We start from the raw sequence: 18,039 nt of genomic DNA, 5'->3' as shown, positions 1-18,039 counted from the left end.
GAGGTTCCGATGGTGCAGCGCCGGCCGCTGGTAGCGGGCAACTGGAAAATGAACGGCTCGCGGAGCGAGTCAGCGACCCTGCTGGACGGCATCCGGAAAGGCGTGAGCGCTGCGTCCAGGGCGGAAGTCGCCGTGTGCCCCCCGTATATCCTGATTCCCCTGACCGCCGAGAAACTGGCCGGCAGTCCGGCTGCCTGGGGCGGGCAGAACCTGTCCGTGCACAAATCCGGGGCCTATACCGGTGAAATCGCCGGCCCGATGCTCAGGGATTACGGCTGCACTTATGTTATTGTCGGTCATTCCGAGCGGCGCACCCTGAATGGCGAAACCGATGCCGTGGTGGCGGAGAAGTACGGCGCCGCCCAGGCCGCGGGCCTGATACCTATATTATGTGTCGGTGAGACCCTGCAGGAGCGTGAGGCGAATCAGACCGAGGCGGTAGTGGCGCGCCAGCTTGATGCCGTTCTGGACAGGCACGGAATCGCCAGTTTCCGGAATGCCGTGATCGCCTATGAACCCGTCTGGGCCATCGGCACCGGCAAGACGGCCACGCCGCAGCAGGCGCAGGAGGTGCATCGTTTTATCCGCAGCCGCCTGGCGGTCCGGGATAAGGCCGTGGCGGAAAACACGCGCATTCTTTATGGCGGCAGCATGAAGGGCAGCAATGCGAAGGAACTTCTGGCCCAGGCGGACATCGACGGAGGTTTGATCGGCGGGGCATCGTTGCAGGCGGAAGAGTTCCTGACGATTTGCCGGGCCGCCGATTGATAACGGAGCGAAACGGACAGGGTTATATTTATGAGAGATCTGGTACTGGTAATTGACATCATCTCGGCCGTGGCGCTGATCGGTCTGATCCTGCTGCAACAGGGCAAGGGCGCGGATATCGGCGCGTCTTTCGGCAGTGGCGCCTCGCAGACGCTGTTCGGCAGCCGCGGTTCGGCAAATTTTCTGACGCGCAGCACCGCGATCCTGGGGACGGTCTTTTTCCTTTCCAACCTGGGCTTGGCCTGGTTGTACGCCCAGCAGACGGTGCCGGCCAGCGTCACCAAAAGCGTGGTCATCGAGCAACCGGTGAAAACCGAAACGCCGGCGCCACCCAGCGATGTGCCCGCCGCGCCCAAGGCGCCCGAAGTACCGAAGTAGTTTAGTAATGCCGCAGAGGGCGCAGAGCCGAAGTGCGTCCTGGACCGGATCTGTTCTCGCATGCCGACGTGGTGAAATTGGTATACACGCTACCTTGAGGTGGTAGTGGCGAAAGCCGTGAGAGTTCGAGTCTCTCCGTCGGCACCATTAATTTTTTCCTGGCGCGCACGGCGCGTTGCTTGCGCGCGCTGGTTGCGCGGGCCGTATCAATAGGCGCATTTTATACCCCCAGAAGTGTTTTAACCCTTTGAAGGGTATAAGTTTGCAAGCCCGTCGCTTGCTTGACATCCTTTGCAGCGAAAGCCTAGACTCGCCGGCTCATTCACCATCAATGAGCGGATCGAAGTCCGCCGACAAGTCCCTGGGGCCCGGATGCTGCAAGCTTATCTCCCCATTCTGATTTTTATCGGCGTCGCTCTGGTCATGGGCGGCGTCATCATTCTGGCCGGCCGGGCGCTCGGGCCGAACCGTCCGGACAGCGCCAAACTTTCCCCCTACGAGTGCGGTTTCGAGGCCTTCGAAGACACGCGCATGAAGTTCGACGTGCGTTATTACCTTGTTGCCATCCTGTTCATCATTTTCGACCTTGAAATCGCGTTCCTGTTTCCCTGGGCAGTGGCGCTTCAGGAAATCGGCCTGTTCGGCTTTGTTTCGATGATGATATTCCTCGGCATCCTGGTCGTTGGTTTCATCTACGAATGGAAGAAAGGGGCGCTGGAATGGGAGTAGCGACATGAGCCGTGGAGCAGGGACCCGGCGCGAAGCGCCGGGATGCGACCGGCGAATTGGCGCTGGCCGCCGACACCAATTCGCATCTGTCTCGCAGGGCTTTTCGGAGGCGGCGGGCAGGAGCCGTATTGAGGTGCAACGTGAGTATTGAAGGTGTGCTCGAAAAAGGCTGGGTCACCACGCAGGCGGACAAGCTCATCAACGCCGCGCGCACCGGCTCGCTCTGGCCCATGACTTTCGGGCTGGCCTGTTGTGCGATCGAAATGATGCACGCGGCCGCCGCGCGCTACGACATGGACCGCTTCGGCATCGTCTTCCGGCCCAGCCCGCGGCAGTCGGATGTCATGATCGTGGCCGGAACACTGACGAACAAGATGGCGCCGGCGCTGCGCAAGGTCTATGACCAGATGGCCGAGCCGCGCTGGGTGATCTCCATGGGTTCATGCGCCAACGGCGGCGGCTATTACCATTATTCCTATTCCGTGGTGCGCGGCTGCGACCGCATCGTGCCGGTGGACGTCTACGTTCCGGGCTGCCCGCCGACGGCCGAGGCCCTGCTGTACGGCATCATCCAGCTGCAAAACAAGATCCGCCGCACCAACACCATCGCCCGCTAGCGACCGAGATATCCGGATCATGACTGACTCGAATCAGGGCCTTGCCGCACACGTCCGGGAATTGTTCGGCGCGGCGATCACGGACGCGCGCGAGTACCTGGGCGAGCTGACGCTGGAAGTGCGGCGCGAGGAAATCATTCCGGTCTGCACGCGTTTGCGCGACGATCCCGCGCTGGCCTTCACGCAGTTGATGGATGTGTGCGGCGTGGACTATCTCGAGTACGGACGCGAGTCTGCGGCGGGAACGCGATCGGGCCCGCGGTTCGCCGCGGTGTATCACCTGTTGTCAATGAAGTACAACCGGCGGGTCCGGCTGCGCGCCTGGCTGGATGACGAAATGCCGCTGATCGCCTCCGTGACCGGCATCTGGAACAGCGCCAACTGGTATGAGCGCGAGGCCTTCGATCTTTTCGGCATTGTGTTCGAGGGCCATCCGGATCTGCGCCGCATTCTCACCGATTACGGTTTTGTGGGGCACGCCTTCCGCAAGGACTTTCCGCTCATCGGCCAGGTCGAGATGCGCTACGATCCCGAGAAACAGCGCGTCGTCTACCAGCCGGTATCCATCGAGCCGCGTGTTCTCGTTCCTCGCGTCATACGCGAGGAAGGATTTGCCAAGGGTTAGCATCATGGCTGAAATCCGCAATTACACGATGAATTTTGGACCGCAGCATCCGGCGGCCCACGGCGTGCTGCGCCTGGTGCTGGAGCTGGACGGCGAGGTGGTGATGCGCGCCGACCCGCATATCGGCCTGTTGCATCGCGCCACCGAAAAACTGGCCGAGTGCAAGCCGTACAACCAGTCCATCGGCTACATGGACCGCCTCGACTACGTGTCGATGATGTGCAACGAGCATCCCTACGTGCTCGCCATCGAGAAACTCCTCGGCGTCGAGCCGCCGTTGCGCGCGCAGTACATCCGGGTGATGTTCGACGAGATCACGCGCCTGCTGAATCACATATTCTGGGTCGGCGTGCACGCCCTCGATATCGGCGCCATGACCGTGTTCCTGTACGCGTTCCGCGAGCGCGAGGACCTGTTTGACATCTACGAGGCGGCGACCGGGGCGCGCATGCACGCCACCTATTACCGTCCGGGCGGCGTGTACCGCGACCTGCCGGATGCCATGCCGCAATACCAGCCGTCGAAGCTTCGCAGCGCCGCCGACCTCGAGCGGCTCAACGCCAATCGCCAGGGCTCGCTGCTCGACTTCATCTGGGATTTCACCGAGCGTTTCCCCAAGCACGTGGACGAGTATGAAACCCTGCTGACCGACAACCGCATCTGGAAGCAGCGCACCGTCGGCATCGGCGTGGTATCGCCGGAGCGCGCCCTGCAGCTCGGCTTTACCGGCCCGATGCTGCGCGGTTCGGGCGTGGAGTGGGACCTGCGCAAGAAACAGCCCTACGAGGTCTATGACCGCCTCGATTTCGACATCCCGGTCGGCGTCAACGGCGATTGTTATGACCGTTATCTCGTGCGCGTCGAGGAGATGCGCCAGTCGAACCGCATCATCCGCCAGTGCGTGGAATGGCTGCGCCGCAACCCCGGACCGGTGATGACCGGCGACCACAAGGTCGCGCCGCCGAGCCGCGAGGAAATGAAGGAAGACATGGAAGCGCTGATCCACCACTTCAAGCTGTTCACCGAGGGTTACTGCATCCCGGCGGGCGAGGCGTACGCGACCATCGAGCACCCCAAGGGCGAGTTCGGCGTGTACCTGGTGTCGGACGGCGCCAACAAGCCGTATCGCGTGAAGCTGCGCACCGCCGGTTTCCCGCACCTCGCGGCGATGGACGAGATGTGTCGCGGCCACATGATCGCCGACGTGGTGGCGATCATCGGCACCCTGGATATCGTTTTCGGGGATATCGACCGATGATGCCGCAATCCAAGCCGGCCGCCAAGACTGGTCTCCTGTCGGAAGCCTCGCGCGCCGAGATCGACCGCTGGGTCGCCAAATACCCGCCCGACCGCAAGCAGGCCGCGGTGATGGCGGCGCTGCGCATCGCCCAGGACCAGAACGGCGGCTGGCTGTCGGTGGACCTGATCGAGGCGGTGGCGCAATACCTCGAGATGCCGCCGATCGCGGTGCACGAAGTGGCGACGTTCTACACCATGTACGACCTCAAGCCCGTAGGGCGCCACAAGGTCTGCGTCTGCACCAATATTTCCTGTCTGCTGAACGGCTCCGACCGGATCATGAGCCACCTGCAGAAAAAACTCGGGGTGAAACCCGGCGAGACCACGCCGGGCGGCAAGTTCACGCTGAAGGAAGTCGAATGCCTGGGCGCCTGCACCGGCGCGCCCATGATGATGGTCGATAAAACCTACCACGAGAATCTGACCCCCGAAAAGGTGGATCAGATTCTGGACCAGCTGGAGTAACGCGTGGCGAACGAACTCTGTTTCCGCAATCAGCATCTCGACCAGCCATGGCGCCTTTCGGTGTATCAGGGCAGCGGCGGTTACGAGATGTGGAAAAAGATTCTGAAGGAAAAGACGCCGCCCGAGAAAATCATCGAGGAGCTGAAGAAATCGGCGCTGCGCGGCCGCGGCGGCGCGGGTTTCTCCACCGGCCTGAAATGGTCCTTCATGCCGAAGAACACACCGGGCCAGAAATACATCGTGTGCAATTCCGACGAGGGCGAGCCGGGCACGTGCAAGGACCGCGATGTCTTGCGCTTCAATCCGCATTCCCTGATCGAGGGCATGGCCATTGCCGGTTATGCCATCGGCGCGACCGTGGGCTACAACTACATCCGCGGCGAGTTCTGGGAACCCTATGAACGGTTCGAGGCCGCGCTGCAGGAGGCCTATGCGGCCGGTCTGCTGGGCAAGAACGTCCTCGGTTCGGGTGTGGACTTTGACTTATATACTCATCTCGGCGCCGGGGCCTATATTTGCGGCGAGGAGACCGCGCTGCTCGAATCCATCGAGGGCAAGAAGGGCCAGCCGCGTTTCAAGCCGCCGTTCCCGGCGAATTACGGTTTGTTCGGGCGACCGACCACCATTAATAATACCGAGACGCTGGCCTCGGTTCCGGACATCCTCCGCCAGGGCGCCGACTGGTTCCTCGGTATCGGCAAGCCGAATAACGGCGGACCGAAGCTGTTCTCGGTGTCGGGCCACGTCAACAAGCCCGGCAACTATGAAGTCCCGCTCGGCACGCCGTTCGCGAAACTGCTGGAGATGGCCGGCGGCGTGCGTCACGGCCACCACCTCAAGGCGGTCATCCCCGGCGGCTCCTCGGCCAACGTACTGCCGGCCGGCATCATGATGGAAGTGACCATGGATTATGACGGGCTGGCCAAGGCCGGTTCCATGCTGGGCTCGGGCGGCGTGATCGTGATGGATGACAGCACCTGCATGGTGCACGCGCTGGCGCGCATCGCGCATTTCTATTACGAGGAATCCTGCGGCCAGTGCACGCCGTGCCGCGAAGGCACTGGCTGGATGTCGCGCGTGATTCACCGCATCGAGCACGGGCAGGGCCGGCCCGAAGACCTCGACATGCTCACGGACGTCGCCTCCAACATCGAGGGCCGCACCATCTGCGCGCTCGGCGACGCCGCGGCCTGGCCGGTGAAAAGCTTCATCAAGTATTTCCGCAGCGAATTCGAATACCACATCGAGCACCGTCGTTGCATGCCGGGAACGCACGGGAGCCACGCATGAGCGCCAATCCGAAAGACATCAAGACGCCGCCGGCCTCCGACACGGTCACCATCGAAGTCGATGGCCGCAAGCTCCAGGCGCGCAAGGGCCAGATGCTGATTGAGGTCACCGACGCCTCCGGCGTCTACATCCCGCGCTTCTGTTACCACAACAAGCTGTCCGTGGCGGCCAACTGCCGCATGTGCCTGGTGGACGTGGAAAAGGCGCCCAAGCCCATGCCGGCCTGCGCCACGCCGGTGATGGACGGGATGGTGGTGCATACCCGCTCCGAGAAGGCGCGCGCGGCGCAGAAAGGCACGATGGAATTTCTGCTGATCAACCATCCGCTCGACTGCCCAATCTGCGACCAGGGCGGCGAGTGCGAGCTGCAGGACCTGGCGGTGGGCTATGGCAAGGACGCCTCGCGTTACGCCGAAATGAAGCGCATCGTCAAGGACAAGGACATCGGGCCGCTGATCGCCACCGAAATGACGCGCTGCATCCACTGCACCCGCTGCGTGCGCTTCGGCGAGGAAATCGCCGGCGTCATGGAATTCGGCGGCTTGGGCCGCGGCGAACACACGGAGATCCGCACCTTCCTCGACCGCAGCGTGGACTCCGAATTGTCCGGCAACGTCATCGACCTGTGCCCGGTCGGCGCGCTGACTTCCAAGCCGTTCCGCTTCAGCGCCCGCACCTGGGAGCTGCAGGATCATGCCTCAGTCAGCCCGCACGATTGTGTCGGCGCGAATATCATCGTGCAGACGCGTCGCGGGAACGTGATGCGCGTATTGCCGCGCGTCAACGAGGCGATCAATGAATGCTGGCTGGCGGATCGCGACCGCTTCAGTTACGAAGCCCTGAACGGCGAAGACCGCCTGCGGGTTCCGATGATCCGGCGCGGGACCGAATGGGAAGAGACCGACTGGACCACGGCCCTGGAGTTCACGGCCGCGGGACTGCGCAAGGCGCTGGAAGCACACGGGCCCGACGGCCTGGGCGCGCTGGCTTCGCCCATTTCCACCTCGGAAGAGTTCTATCTGTTGCAGAAACTGGTGCGCGCGCTCGGCAGCGGCAGCGTGGATCACCGCCTGCGCCAGATGGATTTCAGCGACGACGCTGCCGCTCCCGTCGCGCCGGCGCTGGGACGGCCGATCGCGGAGCTGGAAGGCCTCGATGCCGCGCTGCTGGTCGGCGCCAACCCGCGCAAGGACCAGCCGTTGCTCAACCTGCGGCTGCGCAAGGCCGCGCTCAAGGGCGCGAAAATCTTTGCCATCAATCCGCTGGATTACGATTTCAACTACAAGCTCGCGGGACGGGTGGTCGGCGCGCCGTCCGAGATGCTGCGCGCGCTGGCCGGGGTCGCCAATGCCATGGCGGCGCTGAAAAATTCTTCCCTGCCGGCTTCGCTGAAGCCGCGTTTCGGCGACATCAAGCCCGGAGCGGCGGAGCAGGCCATGGCCCAGGCCCTGCATCAGGGCAAGAATGCCTCGATCCTGCTCGGAAGCTTTGCGCTCGGTCATCCGCAGGCAGCGACGCTGCGTGCTCTGGCGCAATTCATCGCCGAATCGTCCGGTGCAAAATTCGGCCAGCTGCCCGAGGCCAATGCCGTGGGCGCCTGGCTCGCCGGCTGCGTGCCGCACCGCAGCGTGGCGGGAAATTCCGCCACCCGGGGCCGGCACGCGCTGGACATGCTGCGTCAGCCGCGCAAGGCTTATTTATTGTTCGGCGTTGAGCCGGAATTCGATTGCCTCGACGGCGCGGCCGCTGCCGCGGCGATGCAGGCGGCGGATTTCGTGGTGATGCTGACCAGCTTCAAGCCCTCGCCGTATCGCACGCGCGCCGTGGAATACGCGAGCGTGTGGCTGCCGCTGGCGCCGTTTACCGAGACTGATGGCAGCTTCGTCAACATCGAGGGCCGGTCACAGCCGTTCGCGGCGGCTGCCGCGCCGCTCGGCGAGTCGCGGCCGGGCTGGAAAATCCTGCGTATGCTGGGGAACCTCATGGGCCTGCCCGGGTTCGAGCACTCGGACATTGGGGAAGTACGACAGGAGCTGCATCAGCCGGTGGCTGCCACGGCGGCGCCCGCGTTTGTCCCGCCGCCGGAGGATCTGGCGATGACGCCCGCGTCCGGCCAGCTCATGCGCCTGGCGGAAGTACCTATATATACGGTCGATCCCATCGCGCGGCGCGCGCCCGCGCTGCAAAAAACCGCCGACAACCCGAAGCCTTCGGCGCGCCTGAATGCGGCGCAGGCCGGCAAGCTCGGTTTCCATGGCGGCGAGAGCGTGCAGGTCGTCATGGTGCAGGGCGTCGCGCGTCTCGATCTGGTGCTGGATGAGCGCGTGCCGGACGGCTGCGTGCTGGTCCCCGCCGGTTATCCGGAGACCGCCATGCTGGGCGCGCACGGTCCGGCGACCCTGAAGGTGGCCTCATGAGCACCCTGCTGATCGAATTCTGGAACTGGTTTCCGGGCTGGTCGCAGATCGCGCTGGTCAATCTCGGCAAGATTCTCATTATTCTCGTGCCGCTGCTGCTGTGCGTGGCCTACCTCACCTACGCCGAACGCAAGATCATCGGCTACATGCAGGTGCGCATCGGCCCGAACCGTGTCGGCCCCAAGGGCTGGCTCCAGCCGCTGGCCGACGCGGTGAAACTGCTGGTCAAGGAAATCATCATCCCGGCCAAATCAAGCCGCTATCTGTTCGTGTTCGCGCCGATCATGTCCTTCGCGCCGGCGCTGGCGGCGTGGGCGGTGATTCCGTTCACCGACAAGATGTGGCTCACGAACATCGACGCCGGTCTGCTGTACGTCCTGGCGCTGACGTCCATGGGCGTGTATGGCGTCATCATCGCCGGCTGGGCGTCGAACTCGAAGTATGCCTTCCTCGGCAGTCTGCGTTCCGCGGCCCAGATCGTGGCCTACGAGATCGCCATGGGCTTCGCGCTGGTGGGCGTGCTGATGGCGGCCGGCAGCCTGAACCTGCGCGAGATCGTGCTGGCGCAGAGCGGCGGTCCGCATCATTGGTACCTGCTGCCGCTATTGCCGCTGTTCATGGTGTATCTCATCTCCGGCGTGGCGGAAACCAACCGCGCCCCGTTCGACGTGGCCGAAGGCGAGTCCGAGATCGTCGCCGGCTTCCACGTCGAGTATTCCGGCATGGCCTTCGCCATCTTCTTCCTGGCCGAGTATGCCAACATGATCCTGATCGCGGCGCTGACGTCGGTCATGTTCCTGGGCGGCTGGCTGTCGCCGTTCGAGGGCCTGCCCGCCGGGATTTTGGCCACCCCCGTCATCGGCACCGTGCTCGGCAACGGCATTCACTGGCTGCTGTTCAAGATCAGTTTCGTTCTGTTCCTGTTCCTGTGGTTCCGTGCCACGTTTCCGCGGTATCGTTACGACCAGATCATGCGTCTCGGCTGGAAGGTGTTCATTCCGGTGACGCTGGTGTGGATCGGCGTGATGGGCGGCGTCATGTTTCTTACGCCCTGGGGGTTTGTCTTCCACTGAGTGGAAGAGATAAAGACCATGCTGAAGGCAATCAAACGGCAGCTGAACACGTTTTTCCTCTATGAGCTTCTGAAGGGGCTCATGGTGACCGGGCGCCATTTGTTCGCGCGCAAGTTCACAATTCAGTATCCGGAAGAGAAAACGCCGATGAGCCCGCGTTTCCGCGGCCTGCATGCGCTGCGCCGCTATCCCAATGGCGAGGAACGCTGCATCGCCTGCAAGCTGTGCGAGGCGGTGTGCCCGGCGGCGGCGATCACCATCGAGTCGGAGGTGCGCGCCGACGGCACGCGCCGCACCACGCGTTACGACATCGACCTGTTCAAGTGCATTTACTGCGGATTCTGCGAGGAATCCTGTCCGGTGGACTCCATCGTCGAAACCCGGCTTTTCGAGTTTCATTTCGAGAATCGCGGCGAGAACGTGATTCACAAGGACCAGCTGCTGGCGATCGGCGACAAGTACGAGAAACAGCTGGCGGAAGACCGCGCGACCGACGCGAAGTATAGATAATAATTTTTTGCCCCAAAGGCGCGAAGAACGCAAAGAAAAAATGAGAACAACAGATTTTGTTTTTGATTTTCAACTTCCTTTGCGCTCTTTGCGTCTTTGCGGCGAGTGATCATATGGAATTTAAGCAATTAATTTTTTACTTCTTCGGCACGATCCTGGTGTTCGCCGCCACCATGGTGATCACCGTGCGTAATCCGGTGAAGGCGGCGCTGTTCCTGGTGCTGGCGTTCGTCAGCGCCGCCGGGCTGTGGCTGCTGTTGCAGGCGGAGTTTCTCGCCATCGTGCTGGTGCTGGTGTACGTCGGCGCGGTCATGGTGCTGTTCCTGTTCGTGGTCATGATGCTGGATCTCAATCTGGTGCGTCTGCGCGAGGGGTTCGGCGAGTACCTCCCGATCGGCGGGCTGGTGGCGGTGCTGCTGGTGCTCGAAATGAGCATTGTCCTGAGCACCGACCAGTTCGGGCTGAAGCAGATGCCCGACCCGGGCTCGCTGCCGGCGGATCACAGCAACACCCGTGAACTGGGGCGGCTGCTGTACACGGTTTACGTCTACCCGTTCGAGATCGCGGCTGGCATCCTGCTGGTGGCCATCGTCGCAGCCATTGCGCTGACCCTGCGCCGCCGCAAGGACAGCAAATACCAGGATCCGTCGCAACAGATCAATATCGATCGGCACACGCGCATGCGCATCGTCAAGATGCGCGCGGAAAAGAAAAGCTGAGCCATGAGAGCATCGAAAGGGGAAGGGGAACGATGATACCGTTGTCGCATTACCTGATTCTCGGGGCCATCCTGTTTTCCCTCAGCGTGGTCGGGATTTTTCTCAACCGCAAGAATCTGGTCATCCTGCTCATGGCCATCGAGCTCATGTTGCTGGCCGTGAATCTGAATTTCATCGCGTTCTCGCATTATCTCGGCGATATCTCCGGCCAGGTTTTCGTGTTTTTCATCCTGACCGTGGCGGCGGCCGAGTCGGCCATCGGACTGGCCATTCTGGTGGTGGTGTTCCGCAACCGGAACAGCATCAATGTCGAAGACCTGAGCGAGCTCAAGGGGTAATGCGATGCAGGACGGCATTTCCATGGAACTGATCTATCTCGCGATTCCGCTGTCCTGCCTCGCGGGCGCGCTGCTCGCTGGCCTGTTCGGCTGGAAAATCGGGCGCATCGGCGCGCACAGCGTGACGATCATGGGCGTGGCCGTGGCCTTCGCGCTGTCGGCCTTCGTCGTGCTGCCGGACGTGCTGGCGGGGAACCACTTTAACGGGCCGGTGTATACCTGGGGCGTCTCCGCCGGCATTCCGCTGGAGGTCGGGTTCCTGATCGATCCGCTGACGGCGCTCATGATGGTGGTCGTCACCTTCGTGTCGCTGTGCGTGCACATCTACACCATCGGCTACATGCACGACGATCCCGGCTACCAGCGCTTCTTCAGCTATATCGCGCTGTTCACCTTCGCCATGCTGATGCTGGTGATGTCGAACAACTTCCTCCAGCTGTTCTTCGGCTGGGAGGCGGTCGGCCTGATGTCCTACCTGCTGATCGGCTTCTGGTACACGCGCGACTCCGCCACCTACGCCCAGCTCAAGGCCTTTCTCGTCAACCGCGTCGGCGACCTCGGCTTCCTGCTCGGCATCGCGGCGGTCTACATGACCTTCAACACGCTGGATTACGCCGCCGTGTTCGCCATCGCCCCGCAGATGGCGGCCAAGACGATCCAGGTGCTGCCGGGCGTCGACTGGAGCCTCATGACGCTCATCGGCATCCTGCTGTTCATCGGCGCCATGGGCAAATCGGCGCAGGTGCCGCTGCACGTGTGGCTGCCGGACTCGATGGAAGGTCCGACGCCGATCTCGGCCCTGATCCACGCGGCCACCATGGTGACCGCCGGCGTGTTCATGGTGGCGCGCATGTCGCCGTTGTACGAACTGTCGGAAACCGCGTTGTCGGTGATACTCGTGATCGGCGCGATCACGGCGCTGTCCATGGCCTTCGTCGGCATGGTGCAGAACGACATCAAGCGCGTGGTGGCGTATTCCACGCTGTCCCAGCTCGGTTACATGATGGTCGCGCTCGGCGCCTCGGCCTACAGCGTCGGCATTTTCCACCTGATGACGCACGCCTTCTTCAAGGCGCTGCTGTTCCTGGCGGCGGGCTCGGTCATCATTGCGCTGCACCACGAGCAGGACCTGCGCAAGATGGGCGGCCTCAAGCGGCGCATGCCGATCACTTTCGTCACCACCTGGATCGGTTCGCTGGCGCTCGCGGGCATTCCGCCTTTCGCCGGGTTCTTTTCCAAGGACATGATCATCGAGGCGGTGCATGAATCCAGTCTGCCCGGCAGCGGTTTCGCCTATTTCGCCGTCCTGACGGGCGTGTTCGTCACGGCGTTCTACACCTTCCGCATGCTGTTCCTGACCTATTACGGCAAGCCGCGCATGGACGAGCATACGCTCAAGCACGTGGAGGAGTCGCCCTGGGTGGTGACGATCCCGCTCATCCTGCTGGCGATTCCCTCGCTCCTGGCCGGTTTCCTGTTCCTCGACCCGGTGGTGTTCGGCGGTTTCTTCGCCGAGTCCATCAAGGTGCTGCCGGCGCATGATGTGGTCCGGCAGATCGGAGAGCACTATGCCGGCATCGGTCCCTTCATCGCCCATGGCCTGCAATCGGCGCCGTTCCTGCTGGCGGTGGCGGGCATCGTCACGGCCTGGTTCATGTACGTGCGCCTGCCGCATCTCCCCGGGCGCGTGCGCGAGAAGGCCGGTGCGATCTACACGCTGCTGCTGCGCAAGTATTTCGTGGACGAGTTCAATGAATTCGTGTTCGCCGGCGGCGCGCGCGCCATCGGGCGGCTGTTCTGGAAAATCGGCGACGTGAAGCTGATCGACGGCCTGGCGGTGAACGGCACCGCGCGCATGATCGGATGGGTATCCGGCGTCATCCGCCGCATCCAGTCCGGCTACGTGTATCACTATGCGTTCGCCATGATCCTGGGACTGTTCCTGCTGATAACTTTCTTCCTGCATCGATAAACCATGCTCGCCGAACACGTCCTGAGCCTTGCCACCTGGCTGCCGATCTTCGGCGGCATCGCGGTGCTTGCCACCGGCAGCGACCGCAACGCCGATTATGCGCGCCAGCTGAGCCTGGTGGTCGCGGTGCTGACCTTCCTCGTGACGCTGCCGCTGTACACCGGTTTCAACCACGGCACCCACGCGATGCAGTTCGTCGAGGACTACGCCTGGATCGAGGCCTTCAGCATCCGTTACCGCCTTGGCATCGACGGCATCTCGCTGCTGCTGATCCTGCTCACCAGTTTCACCACGGTGCTGGTCGTCATCTCCGCCTGGAAGGTGATCGAGAAGAAAGTGGCGCAGTACCACGCCGCGTTCCTCATCATGGAAGGTCTCATGATCGGCGTGTTCAGCGCGCTGGACGGCATCCTGTTCTACGTCTTCTGGGAGGCCATGCTGGTGCCGATGTTCATCATCATCGGCCTCTGGGGCGGGCCGAACCGGGTGTACGCCACCATCAAGTTCTTTCTTTACACCTTTCTGGGTTCGGTGCTGATGCTGGTGGCCTTCATTTATCTTTATTACCAGGCCGGCAGCTTCGACATTCTCGCCTGGCATGACACCAAGCTGGGGCTCAACGCCCAGATTCTCATTTTCCTGGCCTTCCTCGCGGCCTTTGCGGTGAAGGTGCCGATGTGGCCGGTGCACACCTGGTTGCCGGACGCGCATGTCGAGGCGCCCACGGGCGGCTCCGTGGTCCTGGCCGCCATCATGCTGAAAATGGGCGCCTACGGTTTCCTGCGGTTTTCGCTGCCGATCCTGCCGGACGCCTCACACGAGCTGGCTTGGCTGATGATCACGCTCTCGCTCATCGCGGTCGTGTACATCGGCCTGGTGGCGCTGGTGCAGGAAGACATGAAAAAGCTCATCGCCTATTCCTCGATCGCGCACATGGGCTTCGTGACCCTGGGGTTTTTCATATTCAACACGCAGGGTATCGAGGGCGGCATCGTGCAAATGATCTCGCACGGCTTCGTCTCCGGCGCGCTGTTCCTGTGCGTGGGCGTGCTGTATGACCGTCTGCACTCGCGCATGATCAAAGATTACGGCGGCGTGGCCAATCGCATGCCGGTGTTTGCCGCCTTCATGATGCTGTTCGCCATGGCCAACGCCGGCCTGCCCGGGACTTCCGGTTTCGTGGGTGAACTGCTGGTGATCCTGGGCGCGTTCCAGGTCAATGTCTGGTACGCCCTGGCCGCCGCCACCACGCTGGTATTCGGCGCGGCCTACACGCTGTGGATGTACAAGCGCGTCATTTTCGGCGCCGTGACCAGCGACAAGGTCGGCGGGCTGACGGACGTCAATTCGCGTGAGGTGGTGTTTCTTTCGCTGCTGGCGCTGGCCGTGCTGGTGATGGGCCTGTGGCCGTATCCGTTCCTCGACGTGATGCACGCCTCGGTCGAGCACCTGTTGCAACAAACGACGGTAACAAAACTGTGATCAACCGATGAAATTCGTCACCCCTGACATGCTGCCCGCTATGCCCGAGATCTTCGTGTTCTCGATGGCCTGCGCGATCCTGGTGATCGATCTGTTCCTGTCGGAGCGGATGCGCGCGGTTTCCTACTGGCTGACGCAGGCGACCCTGGCCGGCGCCGCCGTGCTGACGCTGAAGCTGGCCGCTGTCGCACCGGTGTTTACCTTCAACGGCATGTTCGTCGCTGACAACCTGGCGGATCTGCTGAAGCTGGGCACCTATGCCATCACTTTCTTCGTCTTCGCCTATTCGCGCGAGTATCTGCGCGATCGCGGCATGTATCGCGGCGAGTATTTCGTGCTCGGCCTGTTCGGCGTGGTGGGCGTAATGGTCATGGCCTCGGCCAGCCATTTCCTCACGCTGTATCTGGGTCTCGAGCTGATGTCGCTGTCGCTCTACGCCATGATCGCGTTCCAGCGTAATTCCGGCACCGCCACCGAAGCGGCGATGAAATATTTCGTGCTCGGCGCCATTGCCTCCGGCATGCTGCTCTACGGCATGTCCATGATTTATGGCGCGACCGGCAGCCTCGAAATCGCCGCGGTTTCCCGGGCCATCGGCAAGATGTCACCCGACAACATTATTCTCATTTTCGGCCTGGTTTTCGTCATCGCCGGGCTGGCCTTCAAGGTCGGCGCGGTGCCGTTCCACATGTGGGTGCCGGACGTGTACCACGGCGCGCCCACGGCCGTGGCGCTGTACGTGGGCACGGCCCCGAAGCTGGCGGCCTTCGCCCTGTTCCTGCGCCTGCTGGTCGGCGGGCTCGAGCCGCTCGCGGGCTCGTGGCAGACCATGTTGATCATCATCACGGTGCTGTCCATGGCCATCGGCAACATCATTGCCATCGCGCAGGACAACATCAAGCGCATGCTGGCGTATTCCTCGATCTCGCACATGGGCTTCTTCCTGCTCGGCATCCTGAGCGTGGAGCCGAACGGCTACAGTTCCTCGCTGTTCTATATCCTGGTCTACGCGGTGATGAGCGCCGGCGCCTTCGGCATGATCATCCTGTTGTCGCGTTCCGGCTTCGAGGCCGAGCGGCTCGAGGATTTCAAGGGGCTCAACCAGCGCAGCCCGTGGCATGCGTTCCTGATGCTGCTGCTGATGCTGTCCATGGCGGGTGTGCCGCCGACGGTGGGTTTCTACGCCAAGCTGCTGGTGATCCAGTCCGTCATCAAGGCCGGCATGATCCCCCTCGCTGTCGTAGCGGTGCTGTTCGCCGTCATCGGCGCCTACTACTACCTGCGCGTGATCAAGCTCATGTACTTCGACGACGCCACGGAGAAGACCCCGATCCGCGCCGGCCGCGACATGCAGGTGTTGCTGGGTATCAACGCGCTGCTGCTGGTCGGCGTGTTGCCGTGGGTGGGCACTATCATGGAGCTGTGCCGGCAGGCGATACAGGCATTGACCTGAATCTCGATGCGGCGCAAAACAAAAAAGCCCCGTATGGGGCTTTTTTGTTTTGGTGTTCCTGAAACTCAGGAATCAGAAAGAAGGATAAACCTTGAGGTCACTCAGCAAATTGTCGGCCGGTTGCGAAACAGTTTGCGCCGGCATCTCGGACTCCGAGATCAGGATTTCGGTTTCCTGCTTCTGTTCGGAAACGTTCTGCTGAAGCGTGTCATCCGCGGGGATCGCCGGAATATTCTCTTCCGCCGCAAGCGTGTGCGCGAATCCGTTGAGTGCCACGGCCATGGCCATGGCGGTGATGCGATGCGTGTTCATGATTCCATTCCGTCCTTGCAAAGATTCCACTTGAAGGCGCCATTACCATAAATGTCCGTGGACCCCGGGGAACAGGGGCACGTGACAAATGCGGCAGGATCGCGGACTGGCGGCAGGTCCCGGGTCGCGGACCGGCTGGCTCGGAGGAGTACAGCCGTCCCTGGCTCGAAGAATACCGCTGTCGTTATTTTTAGCACCCGTCGGCGATTTTGTCCAAAAAATGTGGACTTGCCGGCGGGGCGAGGCGGCGGAAGGCTTCCCGGCCGGCGGTTGCCCACCGGTGGATTTTCAATATGATGGGCGCCGGCTATTCCGCCCGAAGAAGAACCCGGTCATCGCGGCACCAGGCATGTACATTTCCATTATCGTCCTGCTGGGTGTATTCACGCTGATCGCCGTGCGCCGCATAGGTAATTTCCACTTCGGGCTGTGGCAGATCATGCTGCTTGGGGCCGTGGCGGTGCTGGTCACGGGCCAGATCGGTCCCGCGCAGGCGCTGCGCGCCATCGACCTGGACGTGATGCTGTTTCTCTTCGGGGTATTCGTGGTCGGGCAGGCGCTGGAAGAGAGCGGCTACCTGTTTCATCTCTCCCATAAAATCTTCCGGCGCGCCAGGACCGCCGATGGCCTGATTCTGGCCATCCTGTTCGGCGCCGGATTCGCCTCGGCCTTCCTGATGAACGACACGCTGGCGATCATCGGCACGCCGCTGGTCCTGTTGCTGGCGAAACAGCACCGCATGTCACCCAAGGTTCTGCTGCTGGCACTGGCCTTTGCCGTGACCCTGGGCAGCGTCATGAGCCCGATCGGCAACCCCCAGAACCTGCTGATATCCATTTACGGGCGGATGCAAAACCCGTTCGTGGAGTTTTTCCGGTATCTGGCGCTGCCGACGGCCATCAACCTGCTGGCGGCGTTTTTCATCCTCAGGTTTTTCTATCACGAGAGCTTTCACGGCGAGGCACTGGTGCACACGCGGCAGGAATTGCGCGATCCGCGACTGGCGCAACTGGCGCGCTTGTCGCTGATCCTGATGATGCTCCTCGTTGCCTTCAAGGTGGCGCTGGCGTTCGTGCTGCCGCAGGTGAATTTCCGGCTGACCTGGATCGCCCTGATCGCCGCCGCGCCCATCCTGCTGTTCAGCGCAAAACGGTTTCTGATTCTGCGCCATATCGACTGGCGCACGCTGGTGTTCTTCGCGGCCATGTTCGTGCTCATGGAAAGCGTCTGGGATTCGGGATTTTTCCAGTCGCTGCTGGCGCGCTGGAATCTCGATGTGGCTTCGATGGGCGCGATTCTTCCGGTCAGCGTGCTGTTGAGCCAGCTGATATCCAACGTCCCGCTGGTGGCGCTTTACCTGCCGCTGCTCATGCATAGCGGCGCCGGTACGCCGGAACTGCTGGCGCTCGCGGCCGGCTCGACCATCGCGGGAAATCTTTTCATTCTGGGAGCGGCCAGCAACATCATCATCATCCAGAACGCCGAGCGCAAAACCGGCCACACCCTGGGCTTCGTTGAATTCGCGCGCGTCGGCATCCCCCTGACGCTGGTGAATGCGCTGGTCTACTGGATTTTTCTGGTGTAAAGCGGGC

The 18,039-nt window shown here is 62.3% G+C and carries 18 protein-coding genes and 1 tRNA gene; 18 read left to right on the top strand and 1 reads right to left on the bottom strand.

The annotated features are described in order from the left end of the window. Positions 1 to 9 precede the first annotated feature (9 nt). The 17 genes from tpiA to nuoN all read left to right on the top strand — a co-directional run bounded on the left by tpiA (position 10) and on the right by nuoN (position 16,135). Positions 10 to 768 carry a triose-phosphate isomerase gene (tpiA, locus tag SCL_RS10165; protein ID WP_096361109.1) on the top strand — a complete coding sequence of 253 codons (759 nt, stop codon included), beginning with the start codon at positions 10 to 12 and terminating at the stop codon, positions 766 to 768. 30 nt (positions 769 to 798) lie between these two features. Next, positions 799 to 1,146, top strand: a complete 348-nt coding sequence (gene secG / locus SCL_RS10160) for a preprotein translocase subunit SecG (protein ID WP_096361108.1) — start codon at positions 799 to 801, stop codon at positions 1,144 to 1,146. A gap of 62 nt (positions 1,147 to 1,208) precedes the next feature. Next, positions 1,209 to 1,293 (top strand) — tRNA-Leu (locus SCL_RS10155). 225 nt (positions 1,294 to 1,518) lie between these two features. After that, positions 1,519 to 1,875 (top strand): NADH-quinone oxidoreductase subunit A, encoded by a 357-nt coding sequence (locus SCL_RS10150; RefSeq protein ID WP_096361107.1) that lies wholly within the window; start codon positions 1,519 to 1,521, stop codon positions 1,873 to 1,875. 140 nt (positions 1,876 to 2,015) lie between these two features. After that, entirely contained in the window at positions 2,016 to 2,492 is a 477-nt protein-coding gene (locus tag SCL_RS10145) for a NuoB/complex I 20 kDa subunit family protein (protein ID WP_096361106.1), read from the top strand. A gap of 19 nt (positions 2,493 to 2,511) precedes the next feature. Further along, positions 2,512 to 3,117, top strand: coding sequence for an NADH-quinone oxidoreductase subunit C (locus tag SCL_RS10140; protein WP_096361105.1), 606 nt, complete (start codon positions 2,512 to 2,514; stop codon positions 3,115 to 3,117). Positions 3,118 to 3,121: 4 nt separating this feature from the next. Further along, positions 3,122 to 4,375 carry an NADH-quinone oxidoreductase subunit D gene (locus SCL_RS10135; RefSeq protein ID WP_096361104.1) on the top strand — a complete coding sequence of 418 codons (1,254 nt, stop codon included), beginning with the start codon at positions 3,122 to 3,124 and terminating at the stop codon, positions 4,373 to 4,375. Continuing rightward, positions 4,375 to 4,881 (top strand): NADH-quinone oxidoreductase subunit NuoE, encoded by a 507-nt coding sequence (gene nuoE / locus SCL_RS10130; RefSeq protein WP_172426081.1) that lies wholly within the window; start codon positions 4,375 to 4,377, stop codon positions 4,879 to 4,881. Before SCL_RS10135 ends, nuoE begins: the two co-directional genes overlap by 1 nt. A 3-nt stretch (positions 4,882 to 4,884) precedes the next feature. Continuing rightward, positions 4,885 to 6,171 (top strand): NADH-quinone oxidoreductase subunit NuoF, encoded by a 1,287-nt coding sequence (nuoF, locus tag SCL_RS10125; protein WP_096361102.1) that lies wholly within the window; start codon positions 4,885 to 4,887, stop codon positions 6,169 to 6,171. Beyond that, positions 6,168 to 8,588, top strand: a complete 2,421-nt coding sequence (nuoG, locus tag SCL_RS10120) for an NADH-quinone oxidoreductase subunit NuoG (protein ID WP_096361101.1) — start codon at positions 6,168 to 6,170, stop codon at positions 8,586 to 8,588. The genes nuoF and nuoG overlap by 4 nt, the downstream gene beginning before the upstream one ends. Next, on the top strand, positions 8,585 to 9,661 hold the full coding sequence (gene nuoH, locus SCL_RS10115; RefSeq protein ID WP_096361100.1) for an NADH-quinone oxidoreductase subunit NuoH: 1,077 nt from the start codon (positions 8,585 to 8,587) through the stop codon (positions 9,659 to 9,661). Before nuoG ends, nuoH begins: the two co-directional genes overlap by 4 nt. Before the next feature lie 18 nt (positions 9,662 to 9,679). Continuing rightward, complete coding sequence (gene nuoI, locus SCL_RS10110; protein ID WP_197702596.1) at positions 9,680 to 10,171, top strand: NADH-quinone oxidoreductase subunit NuoI; 492 nt, start codon at positions 9,680 to 9,682, stop codon at positions 10,169 to 10,171. A 113-nt stretch (positions 10,172 to 10,284) separates the two neighbouring features. Next, positions 10,285 to 10,890, top strand: a complete 606-nt coding sequence (locus tag SCL_RS10105; RefSeq protein ID WP_096361099.1) for an NADH-quinone oxidoreductase subunit J — start codon at positions 10,285 to 10,287, stop codon at positions 10,888 to 10,890. A gap of 32 nt (positions 10,891 to 10,922) precedes the next feature. Further along, positions 10,923 to 11,228 (top strand): NADH-quinone oxidoreductase subunit NuoK, encoded by a 306-nt coding sequence (gene nuoK, locus SCL_RS10100; protein ID WP_096361098.1) that lies wholly within the window; start codon positions 10,923 to 10,925, stop codon positions 11,226 to 11,228. Positions 11,229 to 11,250: 22 nt separating this feature from the next. Next, positions 11,251 to 13,200, top strand: coding sequence for an NADH-quinone oxidoreductase subunit L (gene nuoL / locus SCL_RS10095; RefSeq protein WP_172426080.1), 1,950 nt, complete (start codon positions 11,251 to 11,253; stop codon positions 13,198 to 13,200). A 3-nt stretch (positions 13,201 to 13,203) separates the two neighbouring features. Then, positions 13,204 to 14,682 (top strand): NADH-quinone oxidoreductase subunit M, encoded by a 1,479-nt coding sequence (locus SCL_RS10090; protein ID WP_096361096.1) that lies wholly within the window; start codon positions 13,204 to 13,206, stop codon positions 14,680 to 14,682. 7 nt (positions 14,683 to 14,689) lie between these two features. After that, positions 14,690 to 16,135: an NADH-quinone oxidoreductase subunit NuoN gene (gene nuoN / locus SCL_RS10085; RefSeq protein WP_096361095.1), complete on the top strand. Its 1,446-nt coding sequence runs from the start codon at positions 14,690 to 14,692 to the stop codon at positions 16,133 to 16,135. A gap of 72 nt (positions 16,136 to 16,207) precedes the next feature. Here nuoN and SCL_RS10080 read toward each other — a convergent pair whose 3' ends face one another. Continuing rightward, positions 16,208 to 16,447, bottom strand: coding sequence for a hypothetical protein (locus SCL_RS10080; RefSeq protein ID WP_096361094.1), 240 nt, complete (start codon positions 16,445 to 16,447; stop codon positions 16,208 to 16,210). 349 nt (positions 16,448 to 16,796) lie between these two features. Between SCL_RS10080 and SCL_RS10075 the strand changes: the two genes are divergently transcribed. Next, the gene (locus SCL_RS10075) at positions 16,797 to 18,032 is read left to right on the top strand and encodes an anion transporter (protein ID WP_096361093.1); all 1,236 of its coding nucleotides are present in this window, start codon (positions 16,797 to 16,799) and stop codon (positions 18,030 to 18,032) included. Positions 18,033 to 18,039: the final 7 nt, after the last annotated feature.

The organism is Sulfuricaulis limicola, assembly GCF_002355735.1.
Lineage (GTDB): Bacteria > Pseudomonadota > Gammaproteobacteria > Acidiferrobacterales > Sulfurifustaceae > Sulfuricaulis > Sulfuricaulis limicola.
This window is presented reverse-complemented; position numbering and strand designations above follow the sequence as displayed.

Coding starts and splice junctions, on each gene's coding strand:
- tpiA (WP_096361109.1), top strand. CDS start 10: ATGGTGCAGCGCCGGCCGCTGGTAGCGGGCAACTGGAAAATGAACGGC.
- secG (WP_096361108.1), top strand. CDS start 799: ATGAGAGATCTGGTACTGGTAATTGACATCATCTCGGCCGTGGCGCTG.
- SCL_RS10150 (WP_096361107.1), top strand. CDS start 1,519: ATGCTGCAAGCTTATCTCCCCATTCTGATTTTTATCGGCGTCGCTCTG.
- SCL_RS10140 (WP_096361105.1), top strand. CDS start 2,512: ATGACTGACTCGAATCAGGGCCTTGCCGCACACGTCCGGGAATTGTTC.
- SCL_RS10135 (WP_096361104.1), top strand. CDS start 3,122: ATGGCTGAAATCCGCAATTACACGATGAATTTTGGACCGCAGCATCCG.
- nuoE (WP_172426081.1), top strand. CDS start 4,375: ATGCCGCAATCCAAGCCGGCCGCCAAGACTGGTCTCCTGTCGGAAGCC.
- nuoG (WP_096361101.1), top strand. CDS start 6,168: ATGAGCGCCAATCCGAAAGACATCAAGACGCCGCCGGCCTCCGACACG.
- nuoH (WP_096361100.1), top strand. CDS start 8,585: ATGAGCACCCTGCTGATCGAATTCTGGAACTGGTTTCCGGGCTGGTCG.
- nuoI (WP_197702596.1), top strand. CDS start 9,680: ATGCTGAAGGCAATCAAACGGCAGCTGAACACGTTTTTCCTCTATGAG.
- SCL_RS10105 (WP_096361099.1), top strand. CDS start 10,285: ATGGAATTTAAGCAATTAATTTTTTACTTCTTCGGCACGATCCTGGTG.
- nuoK (WP_096361098.1), top strand. CDS start 10,923: ATGATACCGTTGTCGCATTACCTGATTCTCGGGGCCATCCTGTTTTCC.
- nuoL (WP_172426080.1), top strand. CDS start 11,251: ATGGAACTGATCTATCTCGCGATTCCGCTGTCCTGCCTCGCGGGCGCG.
- SCL_RS10090 (WP_096361096.1), top strand. CDS start 13,204: ATGCTCGCCGAACACGTCCTGAGCCTTGCCACCTGGCTGCCGATCTTC.
- nuoN (WP_096361095.1), top strand. CDS start 14,690: ATGAAATTCGTCACCCCTGACATGCTGCCCGCTATGCCCGAGATCTTC.
- SCL_RS10080 (WP_096361094.1), bottom strand. CDS start 16,447: ATGAACACGCATCGCATCACCGCCATGGCCATGGCCGTGGCACTCAAC.
- SCL_RS10075 (WP_096361093.1), top strand. CDS start 16,797: ATGTACATTTCCATTATCGTCCTGCTGGGTGTATTCACGCTGATCGCC.